Genomic DNA, 26270 nt, shown 5'->3' with positions numbered 1-26270 from the left:
ATCATGGAACGAGACCTGCGATGCCTGCGGGCGGCCCTTTTGTTGGCTGCTGCGTCCAGCCCGGCAGTGCTGCTGGCGCAGGCGGAGATCGTGCAGCCGCTGCCGCCAGAGGGCGCCGCGCGATTGAATGACGCGTTGGGTCGCCTCGCGCGGAGCCCGACGGACGTTGCCGCCCTGATCGATGCTGGCGAGGCGGCCTTGGCAGTAGGTGATATCGCTGCGGCAATCGGATTCTTCGGCCGTGCGAATGAGCTCTCTCCGAACAACAGCCGGGTAAAGCTGGGTCTGGCGACATCCTATGTCCGTTCGCGCCGCCCGGTCGAAGCCTTGCGCCTGTTTGCCGAGGCCGAACGTGCCGGGGTCGATCGCGCGCGGATGGCCGAGGATCGCGCGCTGGCGTTCGATCTGGTAGGCGATGCGGCGAGCGCGCAGGAACTCTACCGTCTCGCCCTCGCCAATGGCGCGGGCGCCGAAACTCGCCGCCGGCTTGCGCTGAGCCAGGCGATTTCGGGCGATCGTGCAGGCTTCGAGGCTACTTTGTTGCCGCTGCTGGAGGAGAAGGACCTTGCCGCCTTTCGCACCCGGGCCTTCGGCCTCGCCATCCTGGGCCAGACCAAGGAAGCCATCGGCATCGCGGACGCCATGTTGCCGCAGCAGATGGCGGCGCGGGTAAGGCCCTATCTGGAGTATATGCCGCGCCTCACCCAGGCACAGCAGGCAGCCGCCGGATCGCTCGGCATCTTCCCGCGCACGGCAAGCATTGGCACCGACGAGCCGCAGATCGCGAGCTATGCCGGTACCCGCACCGCCGAAGCGCGACCGGCTGCGGCCAGTTCGCCTCGCGGAACCGCGGCTCAGGCGGAACCGGCAAGGCAAGACCCGCGAACGCAGCAACGCCGTCGTCGCCCCGATCGGACCGGGTCGAGCTCGACGGGCAGTGCGGGGCAGCCGCAGGAACTCGCCCCTGCTGCCGCCAGCTCACGGCAGGGTGATGCGGTCCGTGTAGCGCCACCGCCACCGCCTCCTGCTTCTGCGCCCGCCGCGACGTTCTCGCCACAGGAACTGATGCCCAGGCCGGTAGAGCCCCAGCGCAGCACGGCTTCGCAACCGGAGTCGCAGCCCGCAACGCCCCCGGTTCGCATCCTCCCAGCGCCGCCGCCTTCGCCGCCGCCAGCGCCTGCCGTTGAGCAGCAGGAAGAACTCCCTTCGCTCGAAGATGCCTTTGCGAGCTTCACGCTTGAGTCGCGAAGGGAGGCGCGTCCGGCTGCTGGGGCGGTGGACATTACTCGGATCGCGATTCCGCGCGAGGTACCCAAGCCCCCACCGCCGCCGCCACCCCCACCGCCGCCGGTGCATCCGGCGCGCCATTGGGTGCAGGTGGCAACCGGCAAGGACCGTTCGGCGCTGGCTTTCGATTGGCGGCGGATCGAACGCAAGTCGGAAGGCAAGCTGAAGGGCAAGGGACCATTCGTCGCGCGTTGGGTCCAGGCCAACCGATTGCTGGCCGGGCCCTTCAAGAGCGATACGGCTGCGCGTGATTTCATGAATGATCTCAAGAAATTGCAGATCGACAGCTTCACATTCCACAGTGCCGAGGGCGAAGTGGTGGAGCCGCTAAAATAGCGATCGGCGGGGCGCTTGTGCACAGGCTATGCACAAGCGAAATCGGTTCTCCCCAGCAGCGGTAGCGTGGCGGATTGCCAAGTGCCTCCATGCTTTGCATCCAGCCGGCATGACGCGCACGGAACAGGCACGATGAGAATGGCGGGCGAGAACTACGAGGCCGACGACGATGCCGCGCCGCTCGACATGCTCGTGGCATTGTTCGAAGCGCGCGGCTGGCCTTGCGAAAGCGGTCACGGCGAGATGGCCGGCGAGATTCCCGGCAGCTGGACGACCTATCAGGTAAAGGGCATCTGGCGGCCGGAGGATATGGTGCTCCAGGTCCTCTGCCTGCCAGAGATTCGCGTGCCCGACGGCAAGAAGAAGCAGGCGCACGAACTGGTCGCACGGGTTAACGAGCAGCTGTGGCTGGGCCATTTCGATATCTGGTCGAACGGTGGCGTCGTGCTCTACCGTAACGCGACGATGCTGGGCGATGAGGGCCTGCTGAGCCTTTCACAGGCCCAGGCACTGGTCGAAATCGCCGTCGACGAGTGCGATCGCTTCTACCCTGCCTTCCAGTTCGTGCTGTGGGGCGACAAGTCGCCCGCCGAAGCACTTGATGCCGCCATGGTCGACGCTGCAGGCGAGGCCTGATTTGGCTAAGTTTTTCGGTTAACCGGGATTAGGCTTTCGGGGTCCGGTTTCGCTTGAAATTCACGCGATAAATCCCGATATTCCCTCCATGTGGAGCGGGGGCTCGACCATAGCCGCTTAGAGGAGTGATTTGAAATGGCGAACTGGAACGACACCGAGCAGAGGCAGGGCTTCGGCTCCGTGCCGCGCGCGGGTGACGCCGTTACGAGGCAGGAGACCTTCGACCTTGGTCTGCGCAAGCACATGCTGTCGATCTACAACTACATGGCGTCGGGGGTGCTGCTTACGGGCATCGTCGCGCTGCTGACGGCCAGGACCGGGCTCACGCTGGCGCTCATTGGATCGCCCGTGCTTTGGATAGTTAAGCTTGCCCCGCTGGCATTCATATTGGCGATAAGCTTCGGGCTCAATCGCATGAGCTACGGCACGCTGCAGGTGCTGTTCTGGTCATTCGCCACGGCGATGGGCCTGTCGCTGTCGACGATCTTCCTCGTCTATACAGGTGAAAGCATCGCGGCGACCTTCTTCGCTACGGCGGGCGCCTTCGCGGGTCTGAGCCTGTATGGCTACACCACCAAGAAGGACCTGTCGGGCTTCGGCACCTTCCTGATCATGGGCGTGATCGGCTTGCTGATCGCAATGGTGATCAACATCTTCCTGCAGTCGAGCACGCTGGCGCTGGCGGTCAGCTTCATCGGCGTCCTGGTGTTCGCAGGCCTCACTGCCTACGACACGCAGCGCTTGAAGACCGAGTATCAGTACCTGCGCGGGACCGAGTTCGCCGGTAAGGCGATTATCCTGGGCGCGCTCAGCCTGTATCTCGACTTCATCAACATGTTCCTTTTCCTGCTGCACTTCATGGGCAATCGCGAATGACCCATCGATCCGTCGCATAGACGAGTCGCTTGATCGTGCCCGGGGCGTAACCGACGCCCCGGGCATTTTCTTTGCGGACGACAAGCGCTAGGCAGAGGTGCTTCATCCCCGGTCAAGGGTCGCGGGTGCAAGATAGAAATAGACGATTTCGAGGAGGGTCCGCGCGCCATGAGCCGCGATACGAAACCAGTCATTCGCCTTGCCGTTCTCGCTGCGGGTCTCGCAGCAGTCGCCGCCTGTACCACCCCTCCGCCGCCTCCGCCGCCTCCGCCGCCCCCACCGCCGCCACCGCCGGCTCAAGTCATCCCGCCGCGGCCGCTGCCGCCAGGTGGTGCGACCTCAAGCATGATCATTCCGATGGTGGGACCCGATGGCGTGCGCCAGACGGTCAATGCCAACCTCAGCACCGCACAGACGACCTGGAACCTGCGCTCGGCGCTCAACGTAGCGGCGCTCAATTGCCTGAAGCCGCAGCATGCGGCGATCCTGCCGGCCTACAAGGATTTCCTGAAGACGCATTCGCGCAAGTTGTCCTCTACCAACGCCGCGTTGCAGGGCGAATTCCGCAAGCGTTACGGCGCGACCTATCGCGACGTGCAGGATTCCTACATGACGCAGGTCTACAATTATTTCGCGCTTCCGCCGGTCCTCAATGACTTCTGCGACACGGCCCTGGAGGTCGCGGCGGCTGCACCTTCCACTTCGAAGGAAGATCTCGATCTATTTGCGTCCGGCGCGATGCAGCGGCTCGAAGCCGTCTACGAGAATTTCTTCCGCGCCTACGAGCAGTACCGCGTCAACCTCAATGCATGGGATGCGCAATACGGCCTGGCAGCGCGAACTGTCCAACCCGCGCCTTCCGTGACCTTCGGTCCCACGGTTTCTTCGCAGCCGGGCTTGCCGACTTCGGGTCCGCTTTTCCAGTCCGGCGAGGTGCTGCAAGGCAGGCCGGCGGGTGCTCCCGACGGCGGGCGGTGAGGCAACCTTTCGACCGAATTTTCCCTTTGCAGGCGCGTCGGCATTCGCTAATGCGCGCGCCTGCCGCAGCCCCGGCCCGACGGGTCGATGCTGCCTGCATACCTGGAACGGGGCCGTAGCTCAGCTGGGAGAGCGCGTCGTTCGCAATGACGAGGTCAGGGGTTCGATCCCCCTCGGCTCCACCAGGTTACTTCCACCTCATCTTCGCTATGCTTGCCAGGCGCCGACTAGCCGCGCGAGGCCTGCGGTATGACGATGCCTGCCGAACCCACTCTGCTTCTCGTGGGCGCCGGCCACGCGCATTTGGGCGTGATCGATGACTGGCGTCGCAACGGCACGCCCAAGGGGCGCACCTTGCTGGTCGAACCACTTGCGGCGATGCAGTATTCGGGCATGGTTCCAGGGTGGATTGCAGGCGAATATCGCGCCAGCGAGCTGGCCATTCCGCTCGCCCCGCTGGTCGAGCAGGCGGGGATCACCTGGCACCAGGCGCGACTGGCGGGCATCGATCCGCGAGCGCGGGTCGCGAAACTGGATGACGGCAGTGAAATCGCTTTCGATGTCTGTTCGATCGCTACGGGCGGAGCAGGACGGGCGGCACGCGCGATGGGCAACGACCCGCGCCTGCTCGATATTCGCCCGCTCGATCGTTTCATCGGTCGTTGGCAAGCGCTTCGGGACGATGTGCCGCAGCATCGTCGCGTGGCCGTGATCGGCGGCGGCGCAGGCGGAGTCGAACTGGCGTTCGGGATGCGTAATTCGGCGCATTGGCGCGACCTTGCAGTTACGCTGGTGATCGGCGAGGCAGGCCTGCTTCCTTCGCATCCGGCTCCGGTTCGCAAGCGGGTGACGCGTGAGCTGGAGAGGCAGGGTATCGCGCTGCTGGCAGAGGATGCCGCCTTCGAGAGGGGCGAACTTGTTGCCGGGGGGCGGTCGCTCGAACCGCTCGATCTTGTCGTTGCCGCCGTTGGCAGCGGCGCACCCGACTGGCCACGCGAGAACGGGCTACCGGTCGATCCAGACGGATTCATCGCAGTTGACCGGTACAACCGGGCTTGCGGCCAACCGCACATCTTTGCGGTTGGCGATGTCGCGCGGCGCACCGATCGCGACGTGGCCCATTCCGGTGTCCACGCGGTCTACAGCGGGCCGGTGCTGGCGCGGAACCTGCGACGGTCCCTGTCTGGTGAGGAGCCCGCGCGCAGCTACAGCCCAAGTTTCATGGACTTCTACCTGCTCAACACCTGCCGCGGTGAGGCGATTGCCAGCTATGCGGCCCTCGGTGTGCAGGGGCGCGGATTACGGGTGCTCAAGAACTGGCTCGACCGGCGTTGGATCAAGCGTTTTACTCGCTCAGCCGCGCGTTGATTGCCTTGCCGAGTTCGCCCAGGCGAGCCGCGTTGTAGCCGAGGTCCGAAACCCCCACGCGGCTGACCGAACGCAGATCGATCTGCCCTTCGCTGACGCGCGCCACGACATCGTCCTTGAAACCGAAGGCGAAGGTTTCGGCAGTGCCTTCGACCCGTCCTGCGTCCGGATCGCTCCGCACGTCCGACAGGCCGATATCCTCCATGGCCGCGGCCACGGCAGCCACGGCGTCTGCATCGCTGCCCGGGTAGGGGATCGGCTTGAGATCGCCATAGCTCTCGGCGATCAACTCGGCATGGGTCTTGGCCGCGATGGGCTGGCCCTTGGTCCGTTCCGCCCACAGCTCGATCTGCCCCAGAGGAGTGGCATAATCGTCGATCGGGTTGGCTCCGAAGCCTTCGCGCATCGCCAGCGTTTCGGCAGAAAACTCGGGTGGGTTGGTGGTGTCGGTGGCAACGTCGTGGATCGGCGGTACCGCATCGCCCTGTGCGCGAACGGACAGGAGCCCAGCGAACAAGGCCACGGGGATCGCCAGTGCAGCCGCGGCCTTCCACCATTCGCCGCGCGGCCCCTTCACGAAGGCCATGATCAGCGCGATCAGCGCCACCAATGCGACCACGCCCATCAGGATCGGGCCGATGGTCACGACCATGGTCAGGAAGCCGACCTTCCAGTCGATCAGGCCGAATTTGGGGCCGAATACGGCAAACAGGAAATACACCAGCAGCGCGAGCGCCAGCCAGAGCGAAATCCGGGGTAACCTGGCGATCATCGTGGAATCTCCTATCCCTATCCGCGCCCACGATAGGGCGCCACGCCCTGGTCGGGAAGCCATAGTCCTTCAGGCGGCGCAGCGCTTTGCCAGAAGACATCGATGGGGATGCCCCCGCGCGGATACCAATATCCGCCGATGCGCATCCAGCGCGGCTGCATCTCGTCGAACAGGCGCTTGCCGATACCGACCGTCACATCCTCGTGGAAGCCGTTGTGATTGCGGAAGGAACCGAGGAACAGCTTAAGGCTCTTCGATTCCACAATCGTTTCGCCAGGGGCATAATCGATTACCAGATGGGCGAAATCGGGTTGGCCCGTGACCGGGCACAGCGATGTAAACTCGGGAGCCGCGAAACGGACGAGATACAGCTCCCCCTTGCGCGGGTTGGGCACGTAATCGAGCTCGGCTTCTTCGGGTGAAGTGGGCAGCGGGCTATTGGCGCCGAGGAACTTCGGGCTGGGTGTGTCGGTCATGTCGCGCATCTGCCGCGATTGACGCGCCTGCGCAAGGCAAGGCTTGGATCACCGGCCTTCAGTACCTATTCAGCCCACCATACGGCATATGCGCGTTCTTGCACGCTACCCCGACCCTGATGACCCATTCCGCCCGTTTCCCATTCCTTGCGATCGCGCTGGCCCTGCCTTCACCACTGATGGCGCAGGCCGTGCAGGATTTTTCCCTCCCGCCAGCCCCTACGCCCAGTGCGAGTCCGCGCGCCCAGGGGCCGATCGATGAAGAAAGCGGACCGGTGCCCGCCCGCCCGCGCGTGATCGGGACCCAGGCGCCGACGGCCATACCCACTCCCTCGCCGACCCCCGCAGAGCCCACCCCGGTTGATGAGGATGTTCTCGCAGCATCACCACGCGAATCGACCATCACCGCGCGCCCACAACCCCGCCCGACCGCTGCCGAACCACAGGCAGCGCTGCCGAACGCTGACGCGGATGTCGGCAGCACCGCAAGTGCCGAAGTCGCGGCTCCCGCGGAAGCGGCAACCGTACCGGTTGCGCCGGCTATCGGGGCATCGGAAGCAGCAGATTCTCCTGCAACCTTCGACTGGCGCTGGGCGGCAGGCGTCGGTGCGGCACTGTTGGCGGCGCTTGGCGGCCTGCTCATCTGGCGTCGCCGTCGCGCCAAAGCCGCGCCTCCGGTGATCGAGCGCCCCATAGTGCGCACGGCAGTGGAGCCGCAGATCGTTCCCGCAGCCCAGGCGCTGTCGATCCGGTGCGAGGCCGAAAAGCTTACCCGCAGCGCAGCCTATGCCACGCTCAAGTATCGCCTTACCCTGGTCAATCGCACCGACCTGCCGCTGACCGATGTCGCTATCGGCCTCGATCTTGCCTCTGCCCACGCGGGTGCGCCAATGGAGGACCAAGTGGCGACGACCGGTACTGCGCTGGATATCCGGCACACGCTGGCGCGGATCGCGCCGCACCAGACCGTCACGGTCGAGGGGCAAGTCCAGCTTCCGCTGGCCACCGCGCAGGTGGTCCTGCAAGGCCGCCATCCATTGCTGGTCCCGCTGCTGCGAGTGCGCGTGGATGGCGCTGGAGAAGGGGTCCTGGTCAAGACATTCGTCGTGGGGCAGGGGAGTCCCGATGGGGGTCGCGTGCAGCCTTTCCGGCTGGATGAACCGCCGCGCAGCTATGCCCCATTGGCGCATCGCGAGCTTGCCTGAGTCGACTTGATCTCAACCGCCCGCTAACCGGGAGGGGATGGACAGACTCGTTTCTACCGAATGGCTTGCCGGCGAACTGGGCGCAGCCGACCTTGTCGTGTTGGATGCCGGTATGCACTTGCCAGATGCGGGCCGCGACGCGAGGGCGGAATTCCTTGCCGGACATATTCCGGGCGCGCGCTTTCTCGACCTTGAAAGCTTCATCGACACGGGTTCGTCCGTACCCAAGGCGCTACCCACGGCGGAGCAATTCGCTGAGCGCCTTGGCGCGCTGGGCATTGCTCCCGATACGCGCGTGGTGCTGTACGACGACAGCCAGGTGAAAAGCTCCGCGCGGGCCTGGTTCGTGTTCGCCCATTTTGGATTTGCCAAGGTGGCAATCCTCGACGGGGGGCTAGCCAAGTGGCGGGCAGAGGGCAGGGCGCTGGAAACGGGCATGCCGGACGTCGCGCCGACCACTTACCCCAAGCCCGACCCACAGCGCATCATCCGCAGCCGCGACGAGATGCTGGCCAATTGCGTGAATTGCGCCGACCAGGTCGTCGATGCCCGCGATGCGGCTCGTTTTGCCGGAACGGAAGGCAGCGGTTCGGAAGGGCACATTCCGGGCGCGGCCAACCTGCATTTCCCGCGCCTGTTCGAAGCGGACGGGACGTGGAAACCGCTCGAAGCCATCCGGGCCGAATTCACCGCTGAGGGGATCGATCTGGCGCAACCGGTGACGACCAGTTGCAATAGTGGCGTCACCGCCTGCGTCCTGCTGTTCGGCTTGGGCCTTGCAGGCAAGGACGATGCGGCGCTCTACGATGGCAGTTGGCTGGAATGGGGCGCAGACCCGACCACGCCCAAGGAACAGGGATCGGCACGCTGAGCATGGCCGGGGGAGACGACAGCAAGCAGACTCCTGCCACCCGGCTCGTCACCGGGGGACGCTCAGGCGATTTCGCCGAAAGCGTGGTCAATCCACCCGTGTGGCGCGCCAGCACGCATCTCTACGCCAATGTCGCCGCGCTGCGCGAAGGGGTTAAGACCAACGAAGACGGTCGGTTCTTTTACGGCCGCCGGGGCTCGCCGACCCAATGGTCGTTGTGCGAGGCCCTGACGGGGATCGAACCGGGCGCGGTCGGCACGGTGCTCTATCCAAGCGGGCTCGCCGCAATCGTAGGCTCGCTGATGGCGGTTCTGCGCAGCGGCGACGTACTGCTGGTGGCGGACAACACCTATGACCCCACGCGCAATACCGCGATGGGCATCCTCAAGCGGTTCGGTATCGAGCATCGCTTCTTCGATCCCCTCGACCTTGTCGCTTACGATGCGGCATTCTGCGATCGTACCCGTGCGGTCATGCTCGAGGTGCCTGGAAGCCTGACGATGGAGGTCTGCGACATCCCGACGCTGGCGCGCATCGCGCGCGACAAGGGTGCGGTGAGCCTGGTCGACAATACCTGGGCGACCTCGCTGGGTTTCCCCGCTCTGGAGCGCGGCTGCGACATCGCGATTACCGCGCTGACCAAGCATGTCGGCGGGCATTCGGACCTCATGCTGGGCGCGGCAAGCGCGGGCGAACGGTGGTACCGTCCCTTGCGGATGGGGGCGCAGCAACTCGGCCATGTGGTCTCGCCCGACGACGCGGCGCTGGCCTTGCGGGGGTTGCGGACAATGGCGGTGCGGCTCGAACGCGAAACCGCGAGCGCGCTGGCCATCGCCGAATGGCTTTGCAGGCGCGAGGAGGTGGCACACGTGCTGTGCCCGATGCTCCCCGGGTCGCCTGGTCATGACCTGTGGCAGCGCGATTTCACCGGCGGCTGCGGCTTGTTCAGCTTCGTGCTCAAGGGGCGTGACGATGCTGCGCGCTGCCGCCTGGTCGATGCGCTGGAACTCTTCGGTATCGGCTACAGCTGGGGCGGCTTCGAAAGCCTCGCCTTGCCCTTCGACGTGGAGCCGGTGCGTAGCCGCATGGCCTGGCCGAAAGCCGGCTGGGGGGTTGAGGATCGCTACGCCATCCGTCTATCGATAGGGCTTGAGGACGCGAAGGATCTCATCGCCGATCTCGAACGCGGCTTTGACGCGATGGACAAGGGATAAACGTGCAGCCCACCGCCGAACCTGTTCCAAGCCCGACTGCCACCTCCGTGGAGCAGGCGTGGAGCCTCGCGGAGACTGCACCTGAAGAAAGTTCGGTGGCCGCCGCCGAGGGCATCAAGGAGGCGGTCAGCGCGAAGAGCAGGACCGCCGGATCGATCGTCGACACGCTGGATTCGCTTGCCCTTAGCCTCGGCAACTTCCGTATATCGCTGTTCGATGTGCTGATCGTGGCAACGGTCATTATCGGCGTCCTCGCCGCAGCCTGGTTCATCAGCAAGATGGCGCGGCGGCTGATGCGCCGGGTCAAGGGCTTTGACGATACGCAACAAGTGCTGGCCGAAAAGGTTGTCAGCATCGTCGTCTGGTCGGCTGCGTTCTTCCTCGGGATCGACCTGCTGGGGATCGACCTGACTGCGCTGGCCGTGTTTTCCGGCGCCTTCGGCCTAGCGATCGGTTTCGGCCTGCAGAAGACCTTCGGCAACCTGATCGCGGGGATCATCCTGCTGATGGACCGTTCGATCAAGCCGGGCGATGTGATCGCCGTGACCGACACATCAGGTCAGCAGAGCTTCGGCCAGATTCGACGGATCGGGATCAGGGCCGTTTCGATAACCACGCGGGACCAGAAGGAATACCTGATCCCCAACGAAAACCTGATGATCAATCAGGTCGAGAATTGGTCCTATTCCTCGAAGAACGTGCGCATTCAGGTGCCAGTGGGAGTCGCTTATTCGGCCGATCTCGAGCTGGCCGAGAAACTTATGCTCGAGGCTGCGAAATCGGTCGAACGCGTGCTGTCGGTGCCGCCCCCGACGGTCTGGCTCGACCAGTTCGGCGCAAGTTCGGTCGATTTCGTCATCCAGTGCTGGATCCGGGATCCGGAAGAGGGGGTCGGTAACGTCCGTTCTGCCGTACTCAAGAAGCTCTGGTGGCTATTCAAGGAACACGGGGTGGAAATTCCCTATCCGCAGCAGGACGTGCACCTGCGTGCCAGCCCGGAGCTGGAGCAGGTCTTGACGCTGCTTTCCCAAGGCAAGGTTACGAAAGAATAGGTTGCCGACCCGGAAGGGTGGATTTCAAAATTTCTGCTAGTCAAGCGGACACGCATTCTGATTGGCGTGCTCCGGCCATGCGGCCCATTTTCGCAGCATGGCACAAACCGGAACCATTTACCTCGTTGGCGCGGGGCCGGGCGATCCCGACCTGCTGACAATCCGCGCCGCGCGGCTGATCGAGCGCGCCCGCGTGATCGTGCACGACGGCCTTGTCGATCCTGCAATCCTGGCGCTCGCGCATCCCGAAGCGGAACTCGTCTCGGTCGCCAAGCGCCGCGCCCGGCACACCATGCCGCAGGATGACATCAACGCGCTGTTGGTGCGCATCGCGCGATCGGGCGAAGACGTCGTACGCCTCAAGGGCGGCGATCCCTTAATCTTCGGGCGCGGCGGCGAAGAGGCCGAAGCGGCACGTGCGGCCGGTGTGCCGGTCGAAGTCGTCCCGGGGATCAGCGCTGCCAATGGCGCCGCGGCTGCGGCCCGGATCGCGCTGACGCATCGCGAGGCTTCGAGCATCGTCACTTTCGTGGCGGGCCAGTGCAAGGGCCTGGCCGAACAGGATTGGGCTGGGCTGGCCGGGAAGGGCCGCACGCTGGTGATCTACATGGGCGTGAAGACCGCGCCGCAGATCGCCGAAAAGCTGATCGAAGATGGTCTTGCCCCCGATATGCCCGTGGCCGTGATCGAGAATGGGGCCCGCCCCACAATGCGCGTGCTGCGCGGCCTGCTCGCCGGCCTGCCGGACCTCATCGAGCGCGAAGCGGTCGTCAGCCCGGCGCTGATTGTTATCGGTGAAGTCACTGCGCGTGACGATATCGCGCTTGCCGCCATCGCAAGGGAGTCGGCTCAATGAGGATCCTGACCGGAAACGATCTGCGCACCGGCGCTGTCACCTGGTGGGACGGCAATGACTGGTCGCTCCATGTGGAAGATGCCGTCGATGTGACCGGCCACGAAGACGAAATCGCCCGTCGCGAGGAAGCGGCGCGGCGGGTCAACGTTCCCTATGCCATCGATGCCGAACTTCACAACGGCTCCCCGCGCCCGTCGCATATCAAGGACCGCGTGCGCGCGCTCGGCCCGACCGTCCGCCCCGACCTGACCCTCAAGCCGGCCGATCCCGACATCGGCAATTGGGTGATCTGATGTACCAGTACGACCAATATGACCAGGCGATGGTCGACGCCCGGGTCGAGGAATTCCGCGACCAGGCCCGCCGCCGCCTCGAAGGCAAGATAACCGAAGACCAGTTCAAACCGCTGCGGCTGATGAACGGTCTCTACCTTCAGCTCCACGCCTATATGCTGCGCGTCGCGGTGCCCTATGGCACGCTCGACAGCCGCCAGATGCACATGCTGGCGACGATCGCCGACAAGTATGACCGCGGCTACGGCCATTTCACCACGCGCCAGAACATTCAGTACAACTGGATCAAGCTGGAAGAGGCGGCCGATATCCTGGCCGATCTTGCCAGCGTCGAAATGCACGCGATCCAGACTAGCGGCAATTGCATCCGCAACACCACATCGGATCACTTCGCCGGTGCTGCTGCAGACGAAGTGGTCGATCCGCGGCCCTATGCCGAACTGATCCGCCAGTGGTCGAGCTTCCACCCTGAATTCAGCTACCTGCCGCGCAAGTTCAAGATGGCGGTGATCGCCAGCGACCGTGATCGTGCGGCGATGCGTCTGCACGATATCGGCGTTCAGATCGTCGAAAAGGACGGCGTGCTGGGCGCGGCCTTCTATGTCGGTGGCGGCATGGGCCGCACGCCAATGGTCGCACCGTTGATCCGCGATTTCGTGCCGCTCGACCAGTGGGTTACCTATGCCGAGGCCTGCCTGAGGGTCTACAACCGCTATGGTCGCCGCGACAACAAGTACAAGGCGCGGATCAAGATCCTGGTCCACGAACTCGGGGCGGAGGAATACACCCGCCAGGTCGAAGAGGAATTCGCGCATCTGCTCACGCTGGGCATCGAGCCGCCGGCGGCGGAACTCGCGCGTATCAAGACCTACTTCGAAGAGCCGCTGTTCGAAGAAGGCCTTTCGGAGGAAATCGACCGTTCGGACCCCGACTTCGCGTTGTGGGTCGATCGCAACACGCATCCGCACAAGGCGCCGGGCTATGTCTCGGCGGTTATTAGCCTCAAGCCGGCTGGTGGCATTCCCGGCGATGCGAGTGCCGAACAGATGCATCTGATGGCCGATCTCGCGAAGGACTACAGCTTCGACGAGCTGCGCGTGATGCACACGCAGAACATCGTCCTGCCGCATGTCCGCAAGGCTGATCTCCATGCCCTGTGGACTGCGCTCGACGCGGCTGGGCTGGGTAGCCCGAACCTCGACACGATCGAGGATATCATCGCCTGCCCGGGTCTCGATTACTGCAGCCTCGCCAACGCCCGTTCGATCCCTGTCGCGCAGAAGATCGCCACGCGCTTTGCCGATACCGGCAAGACCGCGCGGCTGGGTGAGCTGAAGCTCAAGATTTCGGGCTGCATCAACGCCTGCGGCCACCACCACGCGGGCCACATCGGTATCCTCGGTGTCGACCGGAAGGGGGTGGAAAACTACCAGCTCCTGCTCGGCGGCAGCGAGGCAGAGGATACCAGCCTCGCCAAGATCACCGGTCCCGGCTTCGACGAGGACGGCATCGTCGATGCGGTCGAAACCGTGACCACCGTTTACGAACGCGAGCGCCAGGATGGCGAACGTTTCCTCGATACATATCGCCGGATCGGCATGGATCCGTTCAAGGAGGCCCTTTATGGCTGATGCCCTGGGAACCAGTCCCGACGCCGTCCAGATCCGTTTTCGCGATGACGAACCGGTCGACCAGCCGGCGGTCACCGTCGATGCCTGCTGCGATCAGACCAACGCCACTGCGGTGCGGATCGAGCCGGGCGACGATGCCCGCGAGCTGATCCCCTTTCTCGACCGGCTGGCGCTGATCGAGGTGAACTTCCCGGCCTTCGGCGATGGGCGCGGCTATTCTTCCGCCCGCATCCTGCGCGAGGCCGGCTATACTGGCGAATTGCGAGCGGTGGGCGACGTGCTGGTCGACCAGATCGCCTACATGCGCCGCTGCGGCTTCGATTCCTTTGCGCCCGATCAGTCTCTCGACCCCGACGATGTCGAGGCGGCCTTTGCGCGCTGGCCGGAAGTCTACCAGCCCGCCGCCGATGCGCGCACCGCCATCTGGGCCAAGAGGCACGCATGAACGAGCTGCGCGCCATCGACCGGCTCGACACTGCTCCGAGCTTCGTCGAACACGACGCCGTGAGGCTCAATCGCATGTTCCGCGGTCACGAGACCGAGGAATGGCTGCGGGCGGTGATCGAAGGCAACCTGGCTGGCGATGTCGCGATCGTGTCGAGCTTCGGTGCGGAAAGCGCGGTTCTGCTGCACCTCATTGCGCAGGTCGATCCCAGGGTGCCGGTGTTGTTCCTGGAGACCGGCAAGCATTTTGCCGAAACGCTGGCCTATCGTGACGAGCTGACCGACCGGCTGGGGCTCAATCTCGTCAATCTCTACCCCGAGATCGCCGATCTTGAGGCCCGCGATGAGAGCGGCCTCCGTTGGTCCTACGATCCCGATGGGTGCTGCGATCTGCGCAAGGTCAAGCCGCTGGCCAAGGCATTGGCGGGCTTCGACGCAAGCTTTACCGGGCGCAAGGCCTTCCAGTCCTCGACCCGCGCGAACCTGCCGCGCTTCGAACTTGACACGTCGGATGCGCAGGGACGGTTGAAGATCAATCCGCTGATCGACTGGTCGGCCGATGACATTTCTGCCTATTTCGAGCGCTATGACCTGCCGCGCCATCCGCTGGTGGTGAAGGGTTTCCCGTCAATCGGTTGTTCGCCCTGCACGAGGCCAGTGGCCGAAGGCGAAGATGCGCGTGCGGGGCGGTGGTCCGGCTGGGACAAGGTCGAATGCGGCATTCACAGGCCGGGCGAGGAACCTTTCCTCTAGCAAAGCGGGGAGGACGCGCTGTGCGCCCTCCCGCCGTGCGCAAGCCTTATTCTGGCAAGCGTTCTACCATTACCGTCTCACCGGTCTTGGTGTTGCTTGAAATCCAGACGCCCTTGTCGTCGATCTTTTCCGGATAGCACTCCTCGACAGCGCCTTCCTCGTCCTTGGTTGTGCAATATTCGCCCGGCTTCTGGACCCAGGTGCCCGATTGCATCACGGTGCCGTCCGCTGCGGTGGACGTGTAGGTGCCGTCAGGCCGCACGTCGTCCGTGAACGACGTTCCGTCCGCCTGCGTGATCTTGAACTTGCCGTAGGCCGGACCGCCATCAGCGGCCATGACCTCTGCAGGAACCGCTTCGGCCGTGGTTTCAGTCGTGGCTTCCGCTTCAGGTGCTTCAGCCGACTGCGAACAGGCCGAAATGACCGCAAGCGCAGCCACAAGTGCAATTCTTTTCATGGAAAATCCCCTAGATCGTGAACGAACGGACGGCCGTTACCGTCAATGCGACTCGCGATCCCGTGCGGGACCATAGGACTGTTTGGCCCTGTGCCAAATCAAACGGATCAGAGGAGGCCCTCGGCGCGGTACCACTCTGCCGTGCGGGCTAACCCTTCCTCACCCGCTACACGCGGCGTCCACACGGCAGGGGGCACTCTCTTGGCAGAGCGCGCGACCCAGTTTGGATGCACCATGTAGTCTACCCGATCGACGGTTAGCCGCGCCTTGTCCTTGCGCAGCAGCGCGTCGAGATGGGCACCGAAGGTCATCAGCGATTTGGGCAGGTGCGGAGCGAAGACGCGCCGCCCCACTGCCGCGCCGATCGCGCCGGCCAGTTCCTTGTGCGACCAGCCACCCTCACGCCCATCATCCGGTTCGAACATCTGCCGTCGAACCAGGGCGGGCTGGGCATCGACGAGAGTGAGCAGCAACCGCGCCAGGTCGTCGACATGGATGATCGAACTCGCCCCGCGCGGCGGCAGTGGCACGAAGCCATATTTTGCCGACCGAAACATCTCAAGATAGTCGACATCGCGCGGGCCGTAGACCCCTGGCGGGCGGACAATGGTCCAATCCAGCCCGCTCGCCTCTACGATGGTTTCGGCCCTGGCCTTCGATGCACCATAGAGCGACAGTTGGGGTTCGCGCGCCGAGAGCGAGGAAACGAAGATGAAGCGTCGGGTCTTCGTCTGCTTGGCCGCCGCGATCAGGCTCTCGGTTCCCGCGACATTCGCCAGCTCGAACTGCGCGGGGTCCGGGGTGTTGGTGAGGCCCGCGACATGGATCACCGCATCGGAGCCTTGGCACAGGGCGGCCAAGGATGCGGGATCGGATAGACTCCCCTCTACCCAATCGATCCCTTCGCGGGGCGCCTGTTCCCTGCGGGTGAGTGCGCGGACGGGAATCCCTTCGCGCCCCGCCGCGTCGAGCACCGCCTGGCCGACGAAGCCGGTGGCGCCGGTCAGTGCAATGGTCATGTGCGCACCATGTGATCGCGATGGACCACCGCCGCGCGCGGGGCATAGCCGAGCCTGTCGGCCTGTCGGTCCTGCTTGAGCCCACGGATGCTGCGACATTCGGCGGCCGTATACTCAACCAGGCCCTGGCCCAGGCGTTCGCCCTTGGGCCCGTGGATCGCGACAAGGTCGCCGCGCGCGAAGTCGCCCTCGATTTCGGTGATGCCAGCCGCCAGCAGGCTGGCGCCTTTCTCCAGCGCAACCGCGCAACCCGCATCGACCGTCAATACGCCCGCCGGGGCCAGTCGCCCGCCGAGCCATGCCTTGCGCGCACTGGCATCGCCCTGCGGCACGAACAGCGTGCCGACCGGGCCGTCCAGCGCGCGAGCGATCGGCGAAACATAGGTGCCATTGACGATTGCCAAAGCGATGCCGGCGCGCTCGGCGATCCGCGCGGCCTGCAACTTGGCGAGCATCCCGCCCGACCCGAGGCCGGAGGCTGATGCACCGCTGGCCATGGCCATGACCTCTGGCGTCACGCCTTCGACCCGCTCGATTAGTGTCGCACCCGCCTCGCGCGGGTCGCGGTCGTACAGGCCATCGACATCCGAAAGCAGCAGTACGGCTTCGGCACCAGCCGCTTGCGCAACGCGCGCGGCCAGCCGGTCATTGTCGCCAAAGCGAATTTCCTCGGTCGCGACGCTGTCGTTCTCGTTCACCACCGGGACGGCACCCGCTTCGAGCAGTCGAGCCAGCGTCGCCGACGCGTTCAAGTAGCGCCGTCGTTCTTCAAGGTCGCCGATGGTCACCAGCATCTGCGCAGCGGTGATGCCGTGGTGTCCCAATGCGTCGGACCACAGGCGCGCGAGTTCGACCTGACCGACGGAGGCAGCCGCCTGCGCATCGGCAAGGCTACCGCGCCCGCCCTTGGCGAGACCGAGCTTGGCCGCGCCAAGCGCAATGGCGCCGGAGGAGACGACGATTACCTCGCTCGCCTTGCGCAGATCCGCGATCTCCGCGGCGAGCGAGGCAAGCCATTCGACGCGCGGTTTGCCCTGCTGCACGAGCAATGCCGAGCCGACCTTGATTACGAAGCGACGTGCTTGGCGTAGTTCGGAGAGGGCGTGCATGGCGATCACGACGCCAGCCCTAAACAATGCCTGCGCGAAGCGGAAGCCGCCTTCGCTTGGGGCGTGCCTAGCGCGGGTATTGGCTAGATCGGCGACCAGTCGGGCGCTTCACCCTCGTCCTCGACCTCTTCGGCGTGGGTCTCGGTCGATGTCCGGTCGGGCAGATATCCGAGCACGGCATCGAGCAGTTCCTCGATCCCCTCTCCGGTGGCACCCGAAATGCGGAAGACCTTGTCCGCACCGGCGGCGATCAGTTCCTCGGCGAAGCCTTCGCCCAGTTCCTTGTCGGCGAGGTCGAGCTTGTTCAGCGCCACGAGCCGCGGCTTGTCGCCAAGCCCCGCGCCATAGGCTTCCAATTCGTCTTCGACGATGCGCATCGCCTCCACCGGGTCGACTCCCGCGATATCGATCAGGTGGATCAGCACGCGACAGCGTTCGATATGGCCGAGGAAGCGGTCACCGATCCCGGCGCCTTCGGCGGCGCCCTCGATCAGGCCGGGAATGTCTGCGAGCACGAATTCGCGGCCCTTGTGCGTCACCACGCCCAGCTTGGGCACCAGCGTGGTGAAGGCATAGGCGCCGACCTTGGCCTTGGCGTTCGATACCTGGTTGATGAAGGTCGACTTGCCGGCATTGGGCAGGCCGAGCAGGCCGACGTCGGCCAGCAGCTTCAACCGCAGCCAGACCCACATTTCCTGCCCCGCTTCGCCGGGCTGGTGTTGGCGCGGTGCGCGATTGGTGCTGGTCTTGTAGCTGGCGTTGCCGCGCCCACCCATGCCGCCTTCGAGGAAGACGATGCGCTGGCCGACCTCGGTGAAGTCGGCGAGCACCTCTTCCTTGTCCTCGGAGAGGATTTGCGTGCCGACGGGAACCTTGATCACGAGATCGGGCGCGCCCGCGCCAGTACGATCCTTGCCCATGCCATGGCTGCCGCGCGAAGCCTTGAAATGCTGCGAATAACGGAAGTCGATCAGCGTGTTGAGGCCCTGGACCGCTTCGAACACGATGTCGCCGCCCTTGCCGCCGTTGCCGCCGTCGGGGCCACCGTATTCGATGTACTTCTCACGGCGAAAACTCACCGCCCCGGGGCCACCGCCGCCGGATTTCAGATAGATCTTGGCCTGGTCGAGGAAATGCATCGCGGCCCCCTAGTCGGTTTTGCGTCAGAAGGCGAGCATCCTCGATTCACCGCCTTGCAAGCACAGTCGGGGGCGGTGCGGGCGAGAAATGCTGTGAGGCGTGGATTAAACTCCGAACGCTCTTCGTTTCCTTTCCAGACGGGCCGCCAGCTGCGGCTCGCGAACCAAAGGAGTGTGACATGAAGACGCTTTCACTTGTTTCGCTGGCGACGCTTGGCCTCGCCACCGCCGCAACTGCCGCACCGATGCTTTACGAAGAGCAGGTCGCGCGCGCCGAAGAGGCACTGATCCTGACCAGCCCGATCGCGGGAATCGAGAACAGTCGCTGGTTCGACTATCGTAGCGATGTCGGCGAAGCTCAGAAGGAGTTGGTCAGCGACCTTCGTCGCGCGAGCGACCTCGAAGACACTCGTGATGCGTGGGAAGAGTATGCCCACGAACTCAAGCATGAGCGGATCGATTATATCGAGGACATGGCCGAGAAGGGCTACCGCCAAGGTACCGTGACGATCGTCAACTGACAGTTCCGCTCCCGCCGCGCCGTCGCCCGTCCCTACTCAAGCAAGGCGGCGGCGCAATTGGAGGAAGGACCGGTCCCATCCCGCCGGTCCTTCCTTTCTTGTTGTCTTTAAGCATGAGAAATCAGCGCCAGCCGCTGGCCTTGGCACTAGCTTCGGCCTGTGCATCGAGCGCCGGGCCCTTGGCCATTTCCTGTGCCCTGGCGAGCAGCTCGGCCTCGCCGGCGCCGGCCATCCGGTAGTCCGTCGATGCGGTGGTTGAGCCCTTGCCGAGTGCTTCCAATTTCCAGCCCTCGTCGTCACGGCAGGCAATCCCGCCGCCTTCCTTGCCACTAAAGGCACGGCAATATCTGCCTGCGTCGTTGCGGAAGCTCAGCAGGATGCGGGTCTCCGCAGACACCGGTTGGTCGGCGACCAGCTGACTGTCGAGAGTGCTGGCTAGCTGCGCGTCGGCATAGCCTTCCTGCACCTCACCTCCGCGCGGCAGGAACATCGCCAGTGCCAGCGAAGCGGCGAGGGCGGGGCCAACGACCCAGCCCCAACGCGGAAGGGTGCGCCGTGCCTCGATCCGCTCGCGCGCGGCGGCTAGGTCGACGACCTCCGCCAGCTTCGGTTGAAGCATGGTGGCCAGGGCTTCGGGTACCGGCTGCTCTACAATCGGGTCGAAATGTCCTGCCAGGCGAGCCTTGAGAGCGCGATGCGCCGCGACTTTGCGCGCCAGCTCGGGATCGGCCTCAATCGCCGCGGCGATCTGCGCTTCGCGCTCGCCCGACAATTCGCCGTCGGCAAAAGCAGTCAGCTCTTCGGGGGTGATCGTCACGACGCTTCTCCCAAGAGATCAAGCAGCGCATCGCGCCCGCGCACTAGGCGCGAATTGAGCGTACCGACCGGGCAACCGACAATTTCGGCGGCCTCTTTGTAGGCATAGCCCTCGACCATCACCAACAGCACCGCCTCGCGCTGCTCTTGCGGCAATTGCTGCATTGCGCGGTCGACCATGGAAAGTTCGACGGCATGCTCCTGCGCGCCATCGCCGCCGACTGACAGGCCGGCGTCGGGGTCCACGAAGGTCTCACGGCGCCGCGTGGTAGCGCGGCCCTCGTCGATCCAGATATTGCGCATCACGCGATACATCCAACTGTCGAGCCGCGTGCCTTCCTGCCACTTGGTGCGATTGGCGAGCGCGCGCTCGAGGGTCATTTGGCACAGATCGTCACCGTCGGCAGGATTGCCGCACAGCCCGACCGCGAATCTTCGCAGCCGGGGCAAGAGTGCCAGCAGGTCCTGCTCGAACGATGTGCCCAGTGTCTGTGCCTTCCACGGATTAAACGAACCGCCCGGTGCGTTTCATCCATGCTTAATCGCGTTTAGGAGAAAGAGCACACCAATGCGCCGCATTTTCCTCATCCCGGCCCTCTTGGCCATGCTGGCTGCGCCGCTCGCTGCCCAGGTGACACTGCCCGGCACGCCGCTCCCTCGCGTGGGGGAGGTTCTGGACACGATGACGGACACGCTGGACGAAGTGCTGGAGACAACCAGCCAGACCGCAGGAAACCTTGCGCGCGAGCGCCTGCGTGCGATCGATCGGCTGGTGCGTCGGAACCGCGATACGATTGCGCTTGATATGCGCGGCGAACCCGCCCGACGCGGGGAGCTGCTGGCGATGGAAGTCGATACGGCGTCGCTCAAGCGAGCAACGGCCGCCGGATTCACGGTGCTCGAAGTCAAATTGGTAGAGGGCCTCGACTTCATTGTAACGCGCCTAGGCGTTCCCGAGGGAATGAGTCTGGCCGAGGCCGAGCGCGAATTGACGCGCTTGATGCCCGAGGCGACGGTCGCCGCCGACAACCTGCATTTCCAGTCGGGCGCAACGCGCAGAACAGTGCTTCCGGTCGCCAATGCCGCAACAGGTGGACTTGGACCAAGCGTTCCGGTCGGCATGATCGACGGTGCCCCCGGCAGGGCGGTCCCCGTCGTTGCGAGCAAGGGATTCGCGCGCGGCGCGCCCTATCCCAGCAATCACGGCAGCGCTGTCGCCAGCCTGCTGGCTTCGGCCGGGGCAACTGCGATACGCGTCGCCGACGTATACGGAACCGACAAGGCAGGCGGAAATGCACTCGCCATCGCCAAGGGTCTCGGGTGGCTTGTGACCGAAGGCAGCCGCGTAGTAACAATCAGCCTGGTTGGACCGCAGAACCCGGTGCTCGCACGCGCCATCGAGGCCGCCCAGCGTAAAGGCGTGGTAGTTGTGGCGGCCGTGGGAAATGCCGGTCCTGCCGCGCCACCGGCCTATCCTGCGAGCTACCAAGGAGTAGTTGCGGTAACCGCCGTTGACGGTAGGCGCCACGCGCTGCTCGAAGCTGGCCGTGCGCTGCATCTCGACTACGCTGCACCCGGGGCGGACATTCGAGCTCTCAACGCCAAGGGAAAGCGCCAGAGACTGCGCGGTACCTCGTTTGCCGCCCCGCTGGTCGCCGCCCGCGTCGCCCTGGCCCTGGGCGATAATCGCAACTGGCGCGCGGCGCTTGACGGTGAGGCACTCGATCTAGGCAGGAAGGGGACCGATCCGGTCTATGGGCGCGGGCTCGTCTGTGCATCGTGCAAGGGCCTTTGAGAAATATTCGCGAGTGATGGATTAAACACCGCATGGCATCCGTTTTCCCTTCGTAGCAGGCGCACAATCCTCCTCGCGCGCCTGCCGAGACGAAAGGAAAGATCGATGAAAAAGCTTCTCCTTGCCGCTTCGGCACTCACTCTTTTTGCTGCTCCGCAGGCCCACGCCCAACTGCTGTCGGGCAGCGGCCTGGGCCAGGTCACCGGCGGCGTAACGGGCAGGGTCACCGGGGTTGCCGGGCCTCTGATTGATCGCACGACCACCACGGTACGTTCCGCAACGCGTGGGTCGGCACGCGCCGATGCCCGCACCCGTGGTAGCCAGAACGTCGATCGCAATTCCGGCACGGTAGCGGTCGATCGCTCGGTCGATACCGGGATCGAGGCGACGACCAGCCAACTGCTCGCTACCCCCGTGGGGTCCGCAGACGGATCAGCCTCGGGCAGCGGCAGTGCATCGGGTTCGGGTAGTGCCAACGCACAACTTCTCGGTACCGACGCCGCGAGCGGTATCGTAGGCGAGACTGCGGGCCGCGTCCGCGCAACCGCCGGGACCGTGCGCAATGTCGCCACACCCGCCGTCGGCGATGCACGCGACCGGGCGACCGGCCTTGCGGGGCAAGCTGGCACTCTCGCTGGTTCGGCGAGCGCTGCCGGATCAGCCGCAGGCAGCGGCGCAGGAATGATCGGAGGCAATATGCTTGCGGTTGCCGGAAGCGGTGCCGCAGCGGGTGACGGGGCTTTCGCCGTTGCTCCCGGCATGCCGGTGGTCGCGCCCGATGGTGCCGAGATCGGCGAGGTCCGCCAAGTTGTCGGCGATGCGCGGGGACGCGTGCAGCAGGTCATCGTCGATGCCCAGGGCCAGCAGCTGGCGATCCCCGCGGGTAGTCTCGCAGCGAGCGGCGATGCGCTGGTAATGGGTAGCGGAACGGCCTCGGGCTCGACCGCGTCGCCCCCGGCTGAGGAAACTGCCGACGAATCGGCACAGTAAGCCGTTTGGTAGGATAGCGAGGGGCGGTCAGGCAGTGGCTTGGCCGCCCTTCTCGTTCGCGCTTCCCATCAAGTGTAAGTGGCCCTATCGCGCAGGCATGCAGCTCGACGACCTCTTCCGCCGTTATTTCGGCAGCGACGATCCGACCGCGATTGTGCCCGCCGCGCTTGAGGCAGGGATCGAGCATTGCCTCGTCGACTTCGGGCTCGAGAAGGACCGCAGCAAGCGTTTCGCGCTGTGGACGCTGCTCTACATGCTGGGGGCCGCGCCAGACCTCGATGTCGCGTTCAAGCAGGAGGAAGACCGCGAGGCGGCCCGCAACTTCATGGACCTAATGGCGGCTGGCGAAGAGGAATAGTGGTGCCGGTTAGAGGATTCGAACCCCTGGCCTGATGATTACAAATCAACTGCTCTACCAACTGAGCTAAACCGGCACGGCACAGGCGCGCGCATTTGGTTTACAATGCGCCGAAAGTCCAGCCCTCTGTTCGCGCGATTTCGGCGGTGAGGCCTTCAGGGTTCCAGTGCGCGGGATCTTCCGCAACCGAACGCAGCCAGGCGGCAGTGACCAGGGCGTCGGAGGAATGGTCGTCGATCGGCCCGGCCCCCGCAACGGGTGGCGTGTTCAGGCGATCGAGTGCGGCGTTGAGCTCCTCGTAGCTGCGCAGCTTGGTCTTGGCGCCGCCGGTTTCGCCCCCGACACCCGATGCGCGCGCGGCAATGCTGGTGTAAATCTCTACTACCACCGGACCGCCCTCGGGCAGGGGATCGATGGGCCAGACGGAGACGCGATCGCGCAGCCGGTTGAGCAGGCGCATGCCGGTGAGGCTCGACTTGCCGACCTGCGCCGCGCCGACCAGGTTGAAATTGCTCACCGGGCGCACGTTGCGATTGCGTTGTGCCTGTTCCGCAATGCGAAACCGGCCTTCGCGGGTCGGTGCATTGGGCAAGTGGAAACGATCGCCTACATGATCGCGCGAATGGCGAAAATATCGGGCGGCTTCGGGATGGGTCACGAAGCTTCCAGATTCGAGATACGGATCGTCCGCGCAGATCCGATCGATCAGCGCCCAAAGCTCCTTCGCGTTATCGGGACTCTCGTCCCAACCCGGGAAGAAGGCACCCGCATCGGCGAAGGGCAATGCTATGCCAAGGTCCATGCCTACCAGCGTATCGGGTGGCAATTCGTGGCGCAGGATGTGCAACACCTCCTCGCGGCTCCACGCCGTGTCGCGATCGATCAATACGGGCGGTCCGCCACTCGCATCGGCAAGCGATAGCGCGATCCCCTTCTGCCGTTCCCCCTTCGCTCCCGACCAGTCGATGGCGAGGAAATGGGTGAAGCGGTCAATCCGTATCGGGTGCTGCACAGGTGTCACCCTTGGCCAATTTCCAGCCGTTGTCGGCAACGGCGACGTAGCTGTCGCGCGGAGCGGTTGCGTTGCCGACACTGTATGGCACTGCCGAGAGATGGACGCATTCTTCGCCCTCCCAGCGGTCGATCCGCCAGCCGGCCCACGGCAAATCCGTATCGACGTGCTGCGGTTCGATCCTACGTGAGAGGATGCGATAGACCGCGAAGCCTTCGAAGCCGCCCCATCCGGCGTCGGACCATTGAATTGTGGCGAAGAAGCTGCCGCTCGGCGAAATCACAGGCTTAGCCCCAGTGTCGAGATCCGTGCCGGATCCCGACTGGTCAATCAGGAGATAGCCAAAGGCCTCGTATCCCGACCATGAGATACCGAGAAAGCGGTCTGCAACGCGGTCGAAGCTACGGAATTTCGCGATCCAGCCGATGTAGCTGCAGTGGGTTGATCCCAGTTCAGTGGAGACAGCCAGCCATTCGCGAGAGGCCTGCGCGATGTCTGCCCAGTCCGCGGGTAACTCCGGCGCTTCGGTCCGGGGATTTAGCGGATCAGGGTCAGTCCCCAGTTCGTTGCAAGCTGCAAGGTCCGGGGCCGCTTGGGCTGGCGCTGCCAGAATGGTGATAGCCAGGCCGAACAATATACCGGCAGTCCGCTGAATCATTTAACTCTCTCCCTTCGCAACTTGTCCCAATAGTCGAGCCGCTTCCTCACTTCGCGTTCGAAGCCGCGCTCGACCGGTTGGTAGTAGGCCTGGGGTTCCATCTCTTCGGGCCAGTAATTGTCCCCGGAGAAGCCGTCATCGGTGTCGTGATCGTAGCTGTAGCCCGATCCGTATCCGATATCCTTCATCAGCTTGGTGGGCGCGTTGAGAATGTTCTGCGGTGGCATCAGGCTGCCGGTCTCGCGCGCGCTCTTGAAAGAGGCCTCTTGGGCCAGGTAGGCGGCGTTCGATTTGGGTGCGGTGGCGAGGTAGATGCAGGCCTGGACCAGCGCGAGCTCTCCCTCGGGGCTGCCGAGGAATTCATAGGCGTCCTTTGCCGCCATGCACTGCACTAGCGCCTGCGGGTCGGCCATGCCGATATCTTCGACCGCCATGCGTACCAAGCGGCGGGCGAGGAAGCGTGGCTCCTCCCCGGCGGTGAGCATGCGGGCGAGGTAATACAGGCTGGCCTGCACGTCCGACCCGCGCACCGCCTTGTGGAGCGCGGAGATGAGGTTGTAGTGCCCCTCACGGTCCTTGTCGTAGACCGCTACGCGCCGCTGGAGGAACTGGCCGAGCGCGGCCGGATCGAGCGGGTCTGCAATCTTCGCGTTGTAGAGCGTTTCGGCCTGGTTGAGCAGGAAGCGACCGTCGCCATCGGCACTGGCGACAAGGGCGTCGCGCGCCTCGGGGGTGAGGGGGAGGGGGCCTTCGAGTTCCTCCGCGCGGTCGAGCAGCGAGCCAAGCGCTTCGTGATCGAGCCGCTGGAGGATCAGCACCTGTGCGCGGCTCAAGAGTGCGGCGTTGAGGGCAAAGCTGGGGTTTTCGGTCGTGGCGCCGACCAGCGTGACGGTGCCGCGCTCGACGAAGGGCAGGAAGCCGTCCTGCTGTGCACGATTGAATCGGTGGATTTCGTCCACGAACAGCAGAGTGCGTTGGCCCGCTGCAGCGGCCCTGTCGGCCTCGGCAAAGGCCTTCTTGAGGTCGGCAACGCCGCTGAACACAGCGCTGACGCTGGCAAAGCGCATGCCCACGCTGTCGGCCAGCAGGCGCGCGATCGTGGTCTTGCCGGTACCTGGGGGGCCCCACAGGATCATGCTGGAGAGACGTCCGGAGGCGACCATCCGGCCGATCGCACCCTCTGGCCCGGTCAGGTGATCCTGCCCGACAACATCGGCAAGCGTTGCGGGGCGAAGGCGGTCGGCGAGCGGCGCGTCCTCGTGCGAGGGGTCGCCAAGGGCGGGCGTCGGCAGGCTGTCGGGGAAGAGATCGGACATCGGACGGTTGACATAGGACGTTCGTCGCAAAT

General features: G+C 64.7%; 29 protein-coding genes and 2 tRNA genes. 19 read left to right on the top strand and 12 right to left on the bottom strand.

Annotation, left to right across the window (positions count from 1 at the left end; genetic code table 11):
- Nucleotides 1-3: 3 nt before the first annotated feature.
- From HQR01_RS01370 to HQR01_RS01345, 6 genes are all read left to right on the top strand, one after another.
- A complete protein-coding gene (locus HQR01_RS01370; RefSeq protein WP_173212009.1) occupies nt 4-1623 on the top strand; it encodes a tetratricopeptide repeat protein in 1620 nt (539 codons plus the stop codon).
- Between the two features lie 132 nt (nt 1624-1755).
- Nucleotides 1756-2259 (top strand): type III secretion system chaperone family protein, encoded by a 504-nt coding sequence (locus HQR01_RS01365; RefSeq protein WP_173212008.1) that lies wholly within the window; start codon nt 1756-1758, stop codon nt 2257-2259.
- 135 nt (nt 2260-2394) lie between these two features.
- Complete coding sequence (locus HQR01_RS01360; RefSeq protein WP_173212007.1) at nt 2395-3135, top strand: Bax inhibitor-1/YccA family protein; 741 nt, start codon at nt 2395-2397, stop codon at nt 3133-3135.
- Nucleotides 3136-3303: 168 nt separating this feature from the next.
- Nucleotides 3304-4113, top strand: coding sequence for a hypothetical protein (locus HQR01_RS01355; RefSeq protein ID WP_173211765.1), 810 nt, complete (start codon nt 3304-3306; stop codon nt 4111-4113).
- Between the two features lie 109 nt (nt 4114-4222).
- A tRNA-Ala gene (locus HQR01_RS01350) sits at nt 4223-4298 on the top strand.
- A gap of 64 nt (nt 4299-4362) precedes the next feature.
- Nucleotides 4363-5481: an FAD-dependent oxidoreductase gene (locus HQR01_RS01345; RefSeq protein WP_173212006.1), complete on the top strand. Its 1119-nt coding sequence runs from the start codon at nt 4363-4365 to the stop codon at nt 5479-5481.
- Here HQR01_RS01345 and HQR01_RS01340 read toward each other — a convergent pair.
- Both HQR01_RS01340 and queF read right to left on the bottom strand, forming a co-directional pair.
- A complete protein-coding gene (locus HQR01_RS01340) occupies nt 5459-6253 on the bottom strand; it encodes a DUF1499 domain-containing protein (protein ID WP_173212005.1) in 795 nt (264 codons plus the stop codon). The genes HQR01_RS01345 and HQR01_RS01340 overlap by 23 nt on opposite strands.
- A gap of 17 nt (nt 6254-6270) precedes the next feature.
- On the bottom strand, nt 6271-6738 hold the full coding sequence (gene queF / locus HQR01_RS01335; RefSeq protein ID WP_173212004.1) for a preQ(1) synthase: 468 nt from the start codon (nt 6736-6738) through the stop codon (nt 6271-6273).
- A gap of 110 nt (nt 6739-6848) precedes the next feature.
- Between queF and HQR01_RS01330 the strand changes: the two genes are divergently transcribed.
- From HQR01_RS01330 to HQR01_RS01290, 9 genes are all read left to right on the top strand, one after another.
- Nucleotides 6849-7934: a hypothetical protein gene (locus HQR01_RS01330; protein WP_173212003.1), complete on the top strand. Its 1086-nt coding sequence runs from the start codon at nt 6849-6851 to the stop codon at nt 7932-7934.
- A 37-nt stretch (nt 7935-7971) separates the two neighbouring features.
- Nucleotides 7972-8805: a sulfurtransferase gene (locus HQR01_RS01325; RefSeq protein WP_173212002.1), complete on the top strand. Its 834-nt coding sequence runs from the start codon at nt 7972-7974 to the stop codon at nt 8803-8805.
- 2 nt (nt 8806-8807) lie between these two features.
- Entirely contained in the window at nt 8808-10019 is a 1212-nt protein-coding gene (gene metC / locus HQR01_RS01320; protein ID WP_234030336.1) for a cystathionine beta-lyase, read from the top strand.
- Entirely contained in the window at nt 10016-11071 is a 1056-nt protein-coding gene (locus HQR01_RS01315; protein ID WP_173216045.1) for a mechanosensitive ion channel family protein, read from the top strand. The genes metC and HQR01_RS01315 overlap by 4 nt, the downstream gene beginning before the upstream one ends.
- A 97-nt stretch (nt 11072-11168) precedes the next feature.
- Nucleotides 11169-11927, top strand: coding sequence for a uroporphyrinogen-III C-methyltransferase (gene cobA, locus HQR01_RS01310; protein WP_173212000.1), 759 nt, complete (start codon nt 11169-11171; stop codon nt 11925-11927).
- Nucleotides 11924-12220 carry a DUF2849 domain-containing protein gene (locus HQR01_RS01305; protein ID WP_173211999.1) on the top strand — a complete coding sequence of 99 codons (297 nt, stop codon included), beginning with the start codon at nt 11924-11926 and terminating at the stop codon, nt 12218-12220. The genes cobA and HQR01_RS01305 overlap by 4 nt, the downstream gene beginning before the upstream one ends.
- The gene (locus HQR01_RS01300; protein WP_173211998.1) at nt 12220-13851 is read left to right on the top strand and encodes a nitrite/sulfite reductase; all 1632 of its coding nucleotides are present in this window, start codon (nt 12220-12222) and stop codon (nt 13849-13851) included. Before HQR01_RS01305 ends, HQR01_RS01300 begins: the two co-directional genes overlap by 1 nt.
- Nucleotides 13844-14296 (top strand): DUF934 domain-containing protein, encoded by a 453-nt coding sequence (locus tag HQR01_RS01295; protein WP_173211997.1) that lies wholly within the window; start codon nt 13844-13846, stop codon nt 14294-14296. The genes HQR01_RS01300 and HQR01_RS01295 overlap by 8 nt, the downstream gene beginning before the upstream one ends.
- The gene (locus HQR01_RS01290) at nt 14293-15048 is read left to right on the top strand and encodes a phosphoadenylyl-sulfate reductase (RefSeq protein WP_173211996.1); all 756 of its coding nucleotides are present in this window, start codon (nt 14293-14295) and stop codon (nt 15046-15048) included. Before HQR01_RS01295 ends, HQR01_RS01290 begins: the two co-directional genes overlap by 4 nt.
- A gap of 46 nt (nt 15049-15094) precedes the next feature.
- Here the strand turns inward: HQR01_RS01290 and HQR01_RS01285 are convergent, their stop codons facing one another.
- The 4 genes from HQR01_RS01285 to obgE all read right to left on the bottom strand — a co-directional run bounded on the left by HQR01_RS01285 (nt 15095) and on the right by obgE (nt 18772).
- Nucleotides 15095-15505, bottom strand: coding sequence for a hypothetical protein (locus HQR01_RS01285; protein ID WP_173211995.1), 411 nt, complete (start codon nt 15503-15505; stop codon nt 15095-15097).
- Between the two features lie 107 nt (nt 15506-15612).
- Nucleotides 15613-16524, bottom strand: a complete 912-nt coding sequence (locus HQR01_RS01280) for an NAD-dependent epimerase/dehydratase family protein (RefSeq protein WP_173211994.1) — start codon at nt 16522-16524, stop codon at nt 15613-15615.
- Nucleotides 16521-17633 (bottom strand): glutamate 5-kinase, encoded by a 1113-nt coding sequence (gene proB / locus HQR01_RS01275; RefSeq protein WP_173216043.1) that lies wholly within the window; start codon nt 17631-17633, stop codon nt 16521-16523. The genes HQR01_RS01280 and proB overlap by 4 nt, the downstream gene beginning before the upstream one ends.
- 83 nt (nt 17634-17716) lie before the next feature.
- Nucleotides 17717-18772, bottom strand: coding sequence for a GTPase ObgE (gene obgE / locus HQR01_RS01270; RefSeq protein ID WP_173211993.1), 1056 nt, complete (start codon nt 18770-18772; stop codon nt 17717-17719).
- 179 nt (nt 18773-18951) lie between these two features.
- On the opposite strand from obgE, the gene HQR01_RS01265 reads away from it, so the two are divergent.
- On the top strand, nt 18952-19293 hold the full coding sequence (locus HQR01_RS01265; RefSeq protein WP_173211992.1) for a hypothetical protein: 342 nt from the start codon (nt 18952-18954) through the stop codon (nt 19291-19293).
- 121 nt (nt 19294-19414) lie between these two features.
- Here HQR01_RS01265 and HQR01_RS01260 read toward each other — a convergent pair whose 3' ends face one another.
- Nucleotides 19415-20110, bottom strand: coding sequence for an anti-sigma factor (locus HQR01_RS01260; protein WP_173211991.1), 696 nt, complete (start codon nt 20108-20110; stop codon nt 19415-19417).
- Nucleotides 20107-20595 (bottom strand): RNA polymerase sigma factor, encoded by a 489-nt coding sequence (locus tag HQR01_RS01255; RefSeq protein ID WP_173216042.1) that lies wholly within the window; start codon nt 20593-20595, stop codon nt 20107-20109. Before HQR01_RS01255 ends, HQR01_RS01260 begins: the two co-directional genes overlap by 4 nt.
- Before the next feature lie 82 nt (nt 20596-20677).
- Between HQR01_RS01255 and HQR01_RS01250 the strand changes: the two genes are divergently transcribed.
- The 3 genes from HQR01_RS01250 (at nt 20678) to HQR01_RS01240 (ending at nt 23252) form a co-directional block, all read left to right on the top strand.
- Entirely contained in the window at nt 20678-21904 is a 1227-nt protein-coding gene (locus HQR01_RS01250; RefSeq protein ID WP_173211990.1) for a S8 family serine peptidase, read from the top strand.
- A gap of 105 nt (nt 21905-22009) precedes the next feature.
- Nucleotides 22010-22894, top strand: a complete 885-nt coding sequence (locus HQR01_RS01245; protein WP_173211989.1) for a hypothetical protein — start codon at nt 22010-22012, stop codon at nt 22892-22894.
- A 97-nt stretch (nt 22895-22991) separates the two neighbouring features.
- A complete protein-coding gene (locus HQR01_RS01240) occupies nt 22992-23252 on the top strand; it encodes a hypothetical protein (RefSeq protein WP_173211988.1) in 261 nt (86 codons plus the stop codon).
- On the opposite strand, the gene HQR01_RS01235 is transcribed toward HQR01_RS01240, so the two are convergent.
- From HQR01_RS01235 to HQR01_RS01220, 4 genes are all read right to left on the bottom strand, one after another.
- Nucleotides 23253-23328: transfer RNA gene (locus HQR01_RS01235), tRNA-Thr, on the bottom strand.
- A gap of 24 nt (nt 23329-23352) precedes the next feature.
- Complete coding sequence (locus tag HQR01_RS01230) at nt 23353-24264, bottom strand: hypothetical protein (protein ID WP_234030210.1); 912 nt, start codon at nt 24262-24264, stop codon at nt 23353-23355.
- Nucleotides 24242-24922 carry a hypothetical protein gene (locus HQR01_RS01225; protein WP_173211987.1) on the bottom strand — a complete coding sequence of 227 codons (681 nt, stop codon included), beginning with the start codon at nt 24920-24922 and terminating at the stop codon, nt 24242-24244. Before HQR01_RS01225 ends, HQR01_RS01230 begins: the two co-directional genes overlap by 23 nt.
- Nucleotides 24919-26238 carry a replication-associated recombination protein A gene (locus HQR01_RS01220; RefSeq protein WP_173211986.1) on the bottom strand — a complete coding sequence of 440 codons (1320 nt, stop codon included), beginning with the start codon at nt 26236-26238 and terminating at the stop codon, nt 24919-24921. The genes HQR01_RS01225 and HQR01_RS01220 overlap by 4 nt, the downstream gene beginning before the upstream one ends.
- Between the last annotated feature and the right edge of the window lie 32 nt (nt 26239-26270).

It is taken from the genome of Erythrobacter mangrovi (assembly GCF_013260645.1).
GTDB lineage: Bacteria > Pseudomonadota > Alphaproteobacteria > Sphingomonadales > Sphingomonadaceae > Qipengyuania > Qipengyuania mangrovi.
The sequence above is the reverse complement of the archived record's forward strand: the minus strand, read 5'-3'. Positions and strand labels throughout refer to the sequence as shown.

Bases quoted from the DNA above. Each gene is read 5' to 3' on its own strand.
- HQR01_RS01370 (WP_173212009.1), top strand. From the start codon at position 4: ATGGAACGAGACCTGCGATGCCTGCGGGCGGCCCTTTTGTTGGCTGCT.
- HQR01_RS01365 (WP_173212008.1), top strand. From the start codon at position 1,756: ATGAGAATGGCGGGCGAGAACTACGAGGCCGACGACGATGCCGCGCCG.
- HQR01_RS01360 (WP_173212007.1), top strand. From the start codon at position 2,395: ATGGCGAACTGGAACGACACCGAGCAGAGGCAGGGCTTCGGCTCCGTG.
- HQR01_RS01355 (WP_173211765.1), top strand. From the start codon at position 3,304: ATGAGCCGCGATACGAAACCAGTCATTCGCCTTGCCGTTCTCGCTGCG.
- HQR01_RS01345 (WP_173212006.1), top strand. From the start codon at position 4,363: ATGACGATGCCTGCCGAACCCACTCTGCTTCTCGTGGGCGCCGGCCAC.
- HQR01_RS01340 (WP_173212005.1), bottom strand. From the start codon at position 6,253: ATGATCGCCAGGTTACCCCGGATTTCGCTCTGGCTGGCGCTCGCGCTG.
- queF (WP_173212004.1), bottom strand. From the start codon at position 6,738: ATGCGCGACATGACCGACACACCCAGCCCGAAGTTCCTCGGCGCCAAT.
- HQR01_RS01330 (WP_173212003.1), top strand. From the start codon at position 6,849: ATGACCCATTCCGCCCGTTTCCCATTCCTTGCGATCGCGCTGGCCCTG.
- HQR01_RS01325 (WP_173212002.1), top strand. From the start codon at position 7,972: ATGGACAGACTCGTTTCTACCGAATGGCTTGCCGGCGAACTGGGCGCA.
- metC (WP_234030336.1), top strand. From the start codon at position 8,808: ATGGCCGGGGGAGACGACAGCAAGCAGACTCCTGCCACCCGGCTCGTC.
- cobA (WP_173212000.1), top strand. From the start codon at position 11,169: ATGGCACAAACCGGAACCATTTACCTCGTTGGCGCGGGGCCGGGCGAT.
- HQR01_RS01305 (WP_173211999.1), top strand. From the start codon at position 11,924: ATGAGGATCCTGACCGGAAACGATCTGCGCACCGGCGCTGTCACCTGG.
- HQR01_RS01300 (WP_173211998.1), top strand. From the start codon at position 12,220: ATGTACCAGTACGACCAATATGACCAGGCGATGGTCGACGCCCGGGTC.
- HQR01_RS01295 (WP_173211997.1), top strand. From the start codon at position 13,844: ATGGCTGATGCCCTGGGAACCAGTCCCGACGCCGTCCAGATCCGTTTT.
- HQR01_RS01290 (WP_173211996.1), top strand. From the start codon at position 14,293: ATGAACGAGCTGCGCGCCATCGACCGGCTCGACACTGCTCCGAGCTTC.
- HQR01_RS01285 (WP_173211995.1), bottom strand. From the start codon at position 15,505: ATGAAAAGAATTGCACTTGTGGCTGCGCTTGCGGTCATTTCGGCCTGT.
- HQR01_RS01280 (WP_173211994.1), bottom strand. From the start codon at position 16,524: ATGACCATTGCACTGACCGGCGCCACCGGCTTCGTCGGCCAGGCGGTG.
- proB (WP_173216043.1), bottom strand. From the start codon at position 17,633: ATGCACGCCCTCTCCGAACTACGCCAAGCACGTCGCTTCGTAATCAAG.
- obgE (WP_173211993.1), bottom strand. From the start codon at position 18,772: ATGCATTTCCTCGACCAGGCCAAGATCTATCTGAAATCCGGCGGCGGT.
- HQR01_RS01265 (WP_173211992.1), top strand. From the start codon at position 18,952: ATGAAGACGCTTTCACTTGTTTCGCTGGCGACGCTTGGCCTCGCCACC.
- HQR01_RS01250 (WP_173211990.1), top strand. From the start codon at position 20,678: ATGCGCCGCATTTTCCTCATCCCGGCCCTCTTGGCCATGCTGGCTGCG.
- HQR01_RS01245 (WP_173211989.1), top strand. From the start codon at position 22,010: ATGAAAAAGCTTCTCCTTGCCGCTTCGGCACTCACTCTTTTTGCTGCT.
- HQR01_RS01240 (WP_173211988.1), top strand. From the start codon at position 22,992: ATGCAGCTCGACGACCTCTTCCGCCGTTATTTCGGCAGCGACGATCCG.
- HQR01_RS01225 (WP_173211987.1), bottom strand. From the start codon at position 24,922: ATGATTCAGCGGACTGCCGGTATATTGTTCGGCCTGGCTATCACCATT.
- HQR01_RS01220 (WP_173211986.1), bottom strand. From the start codon at position 26,238: ATGTCCGATCTCTTCCCCGACAGCCTGCCGACGCCCGCCCTTGGCGAC.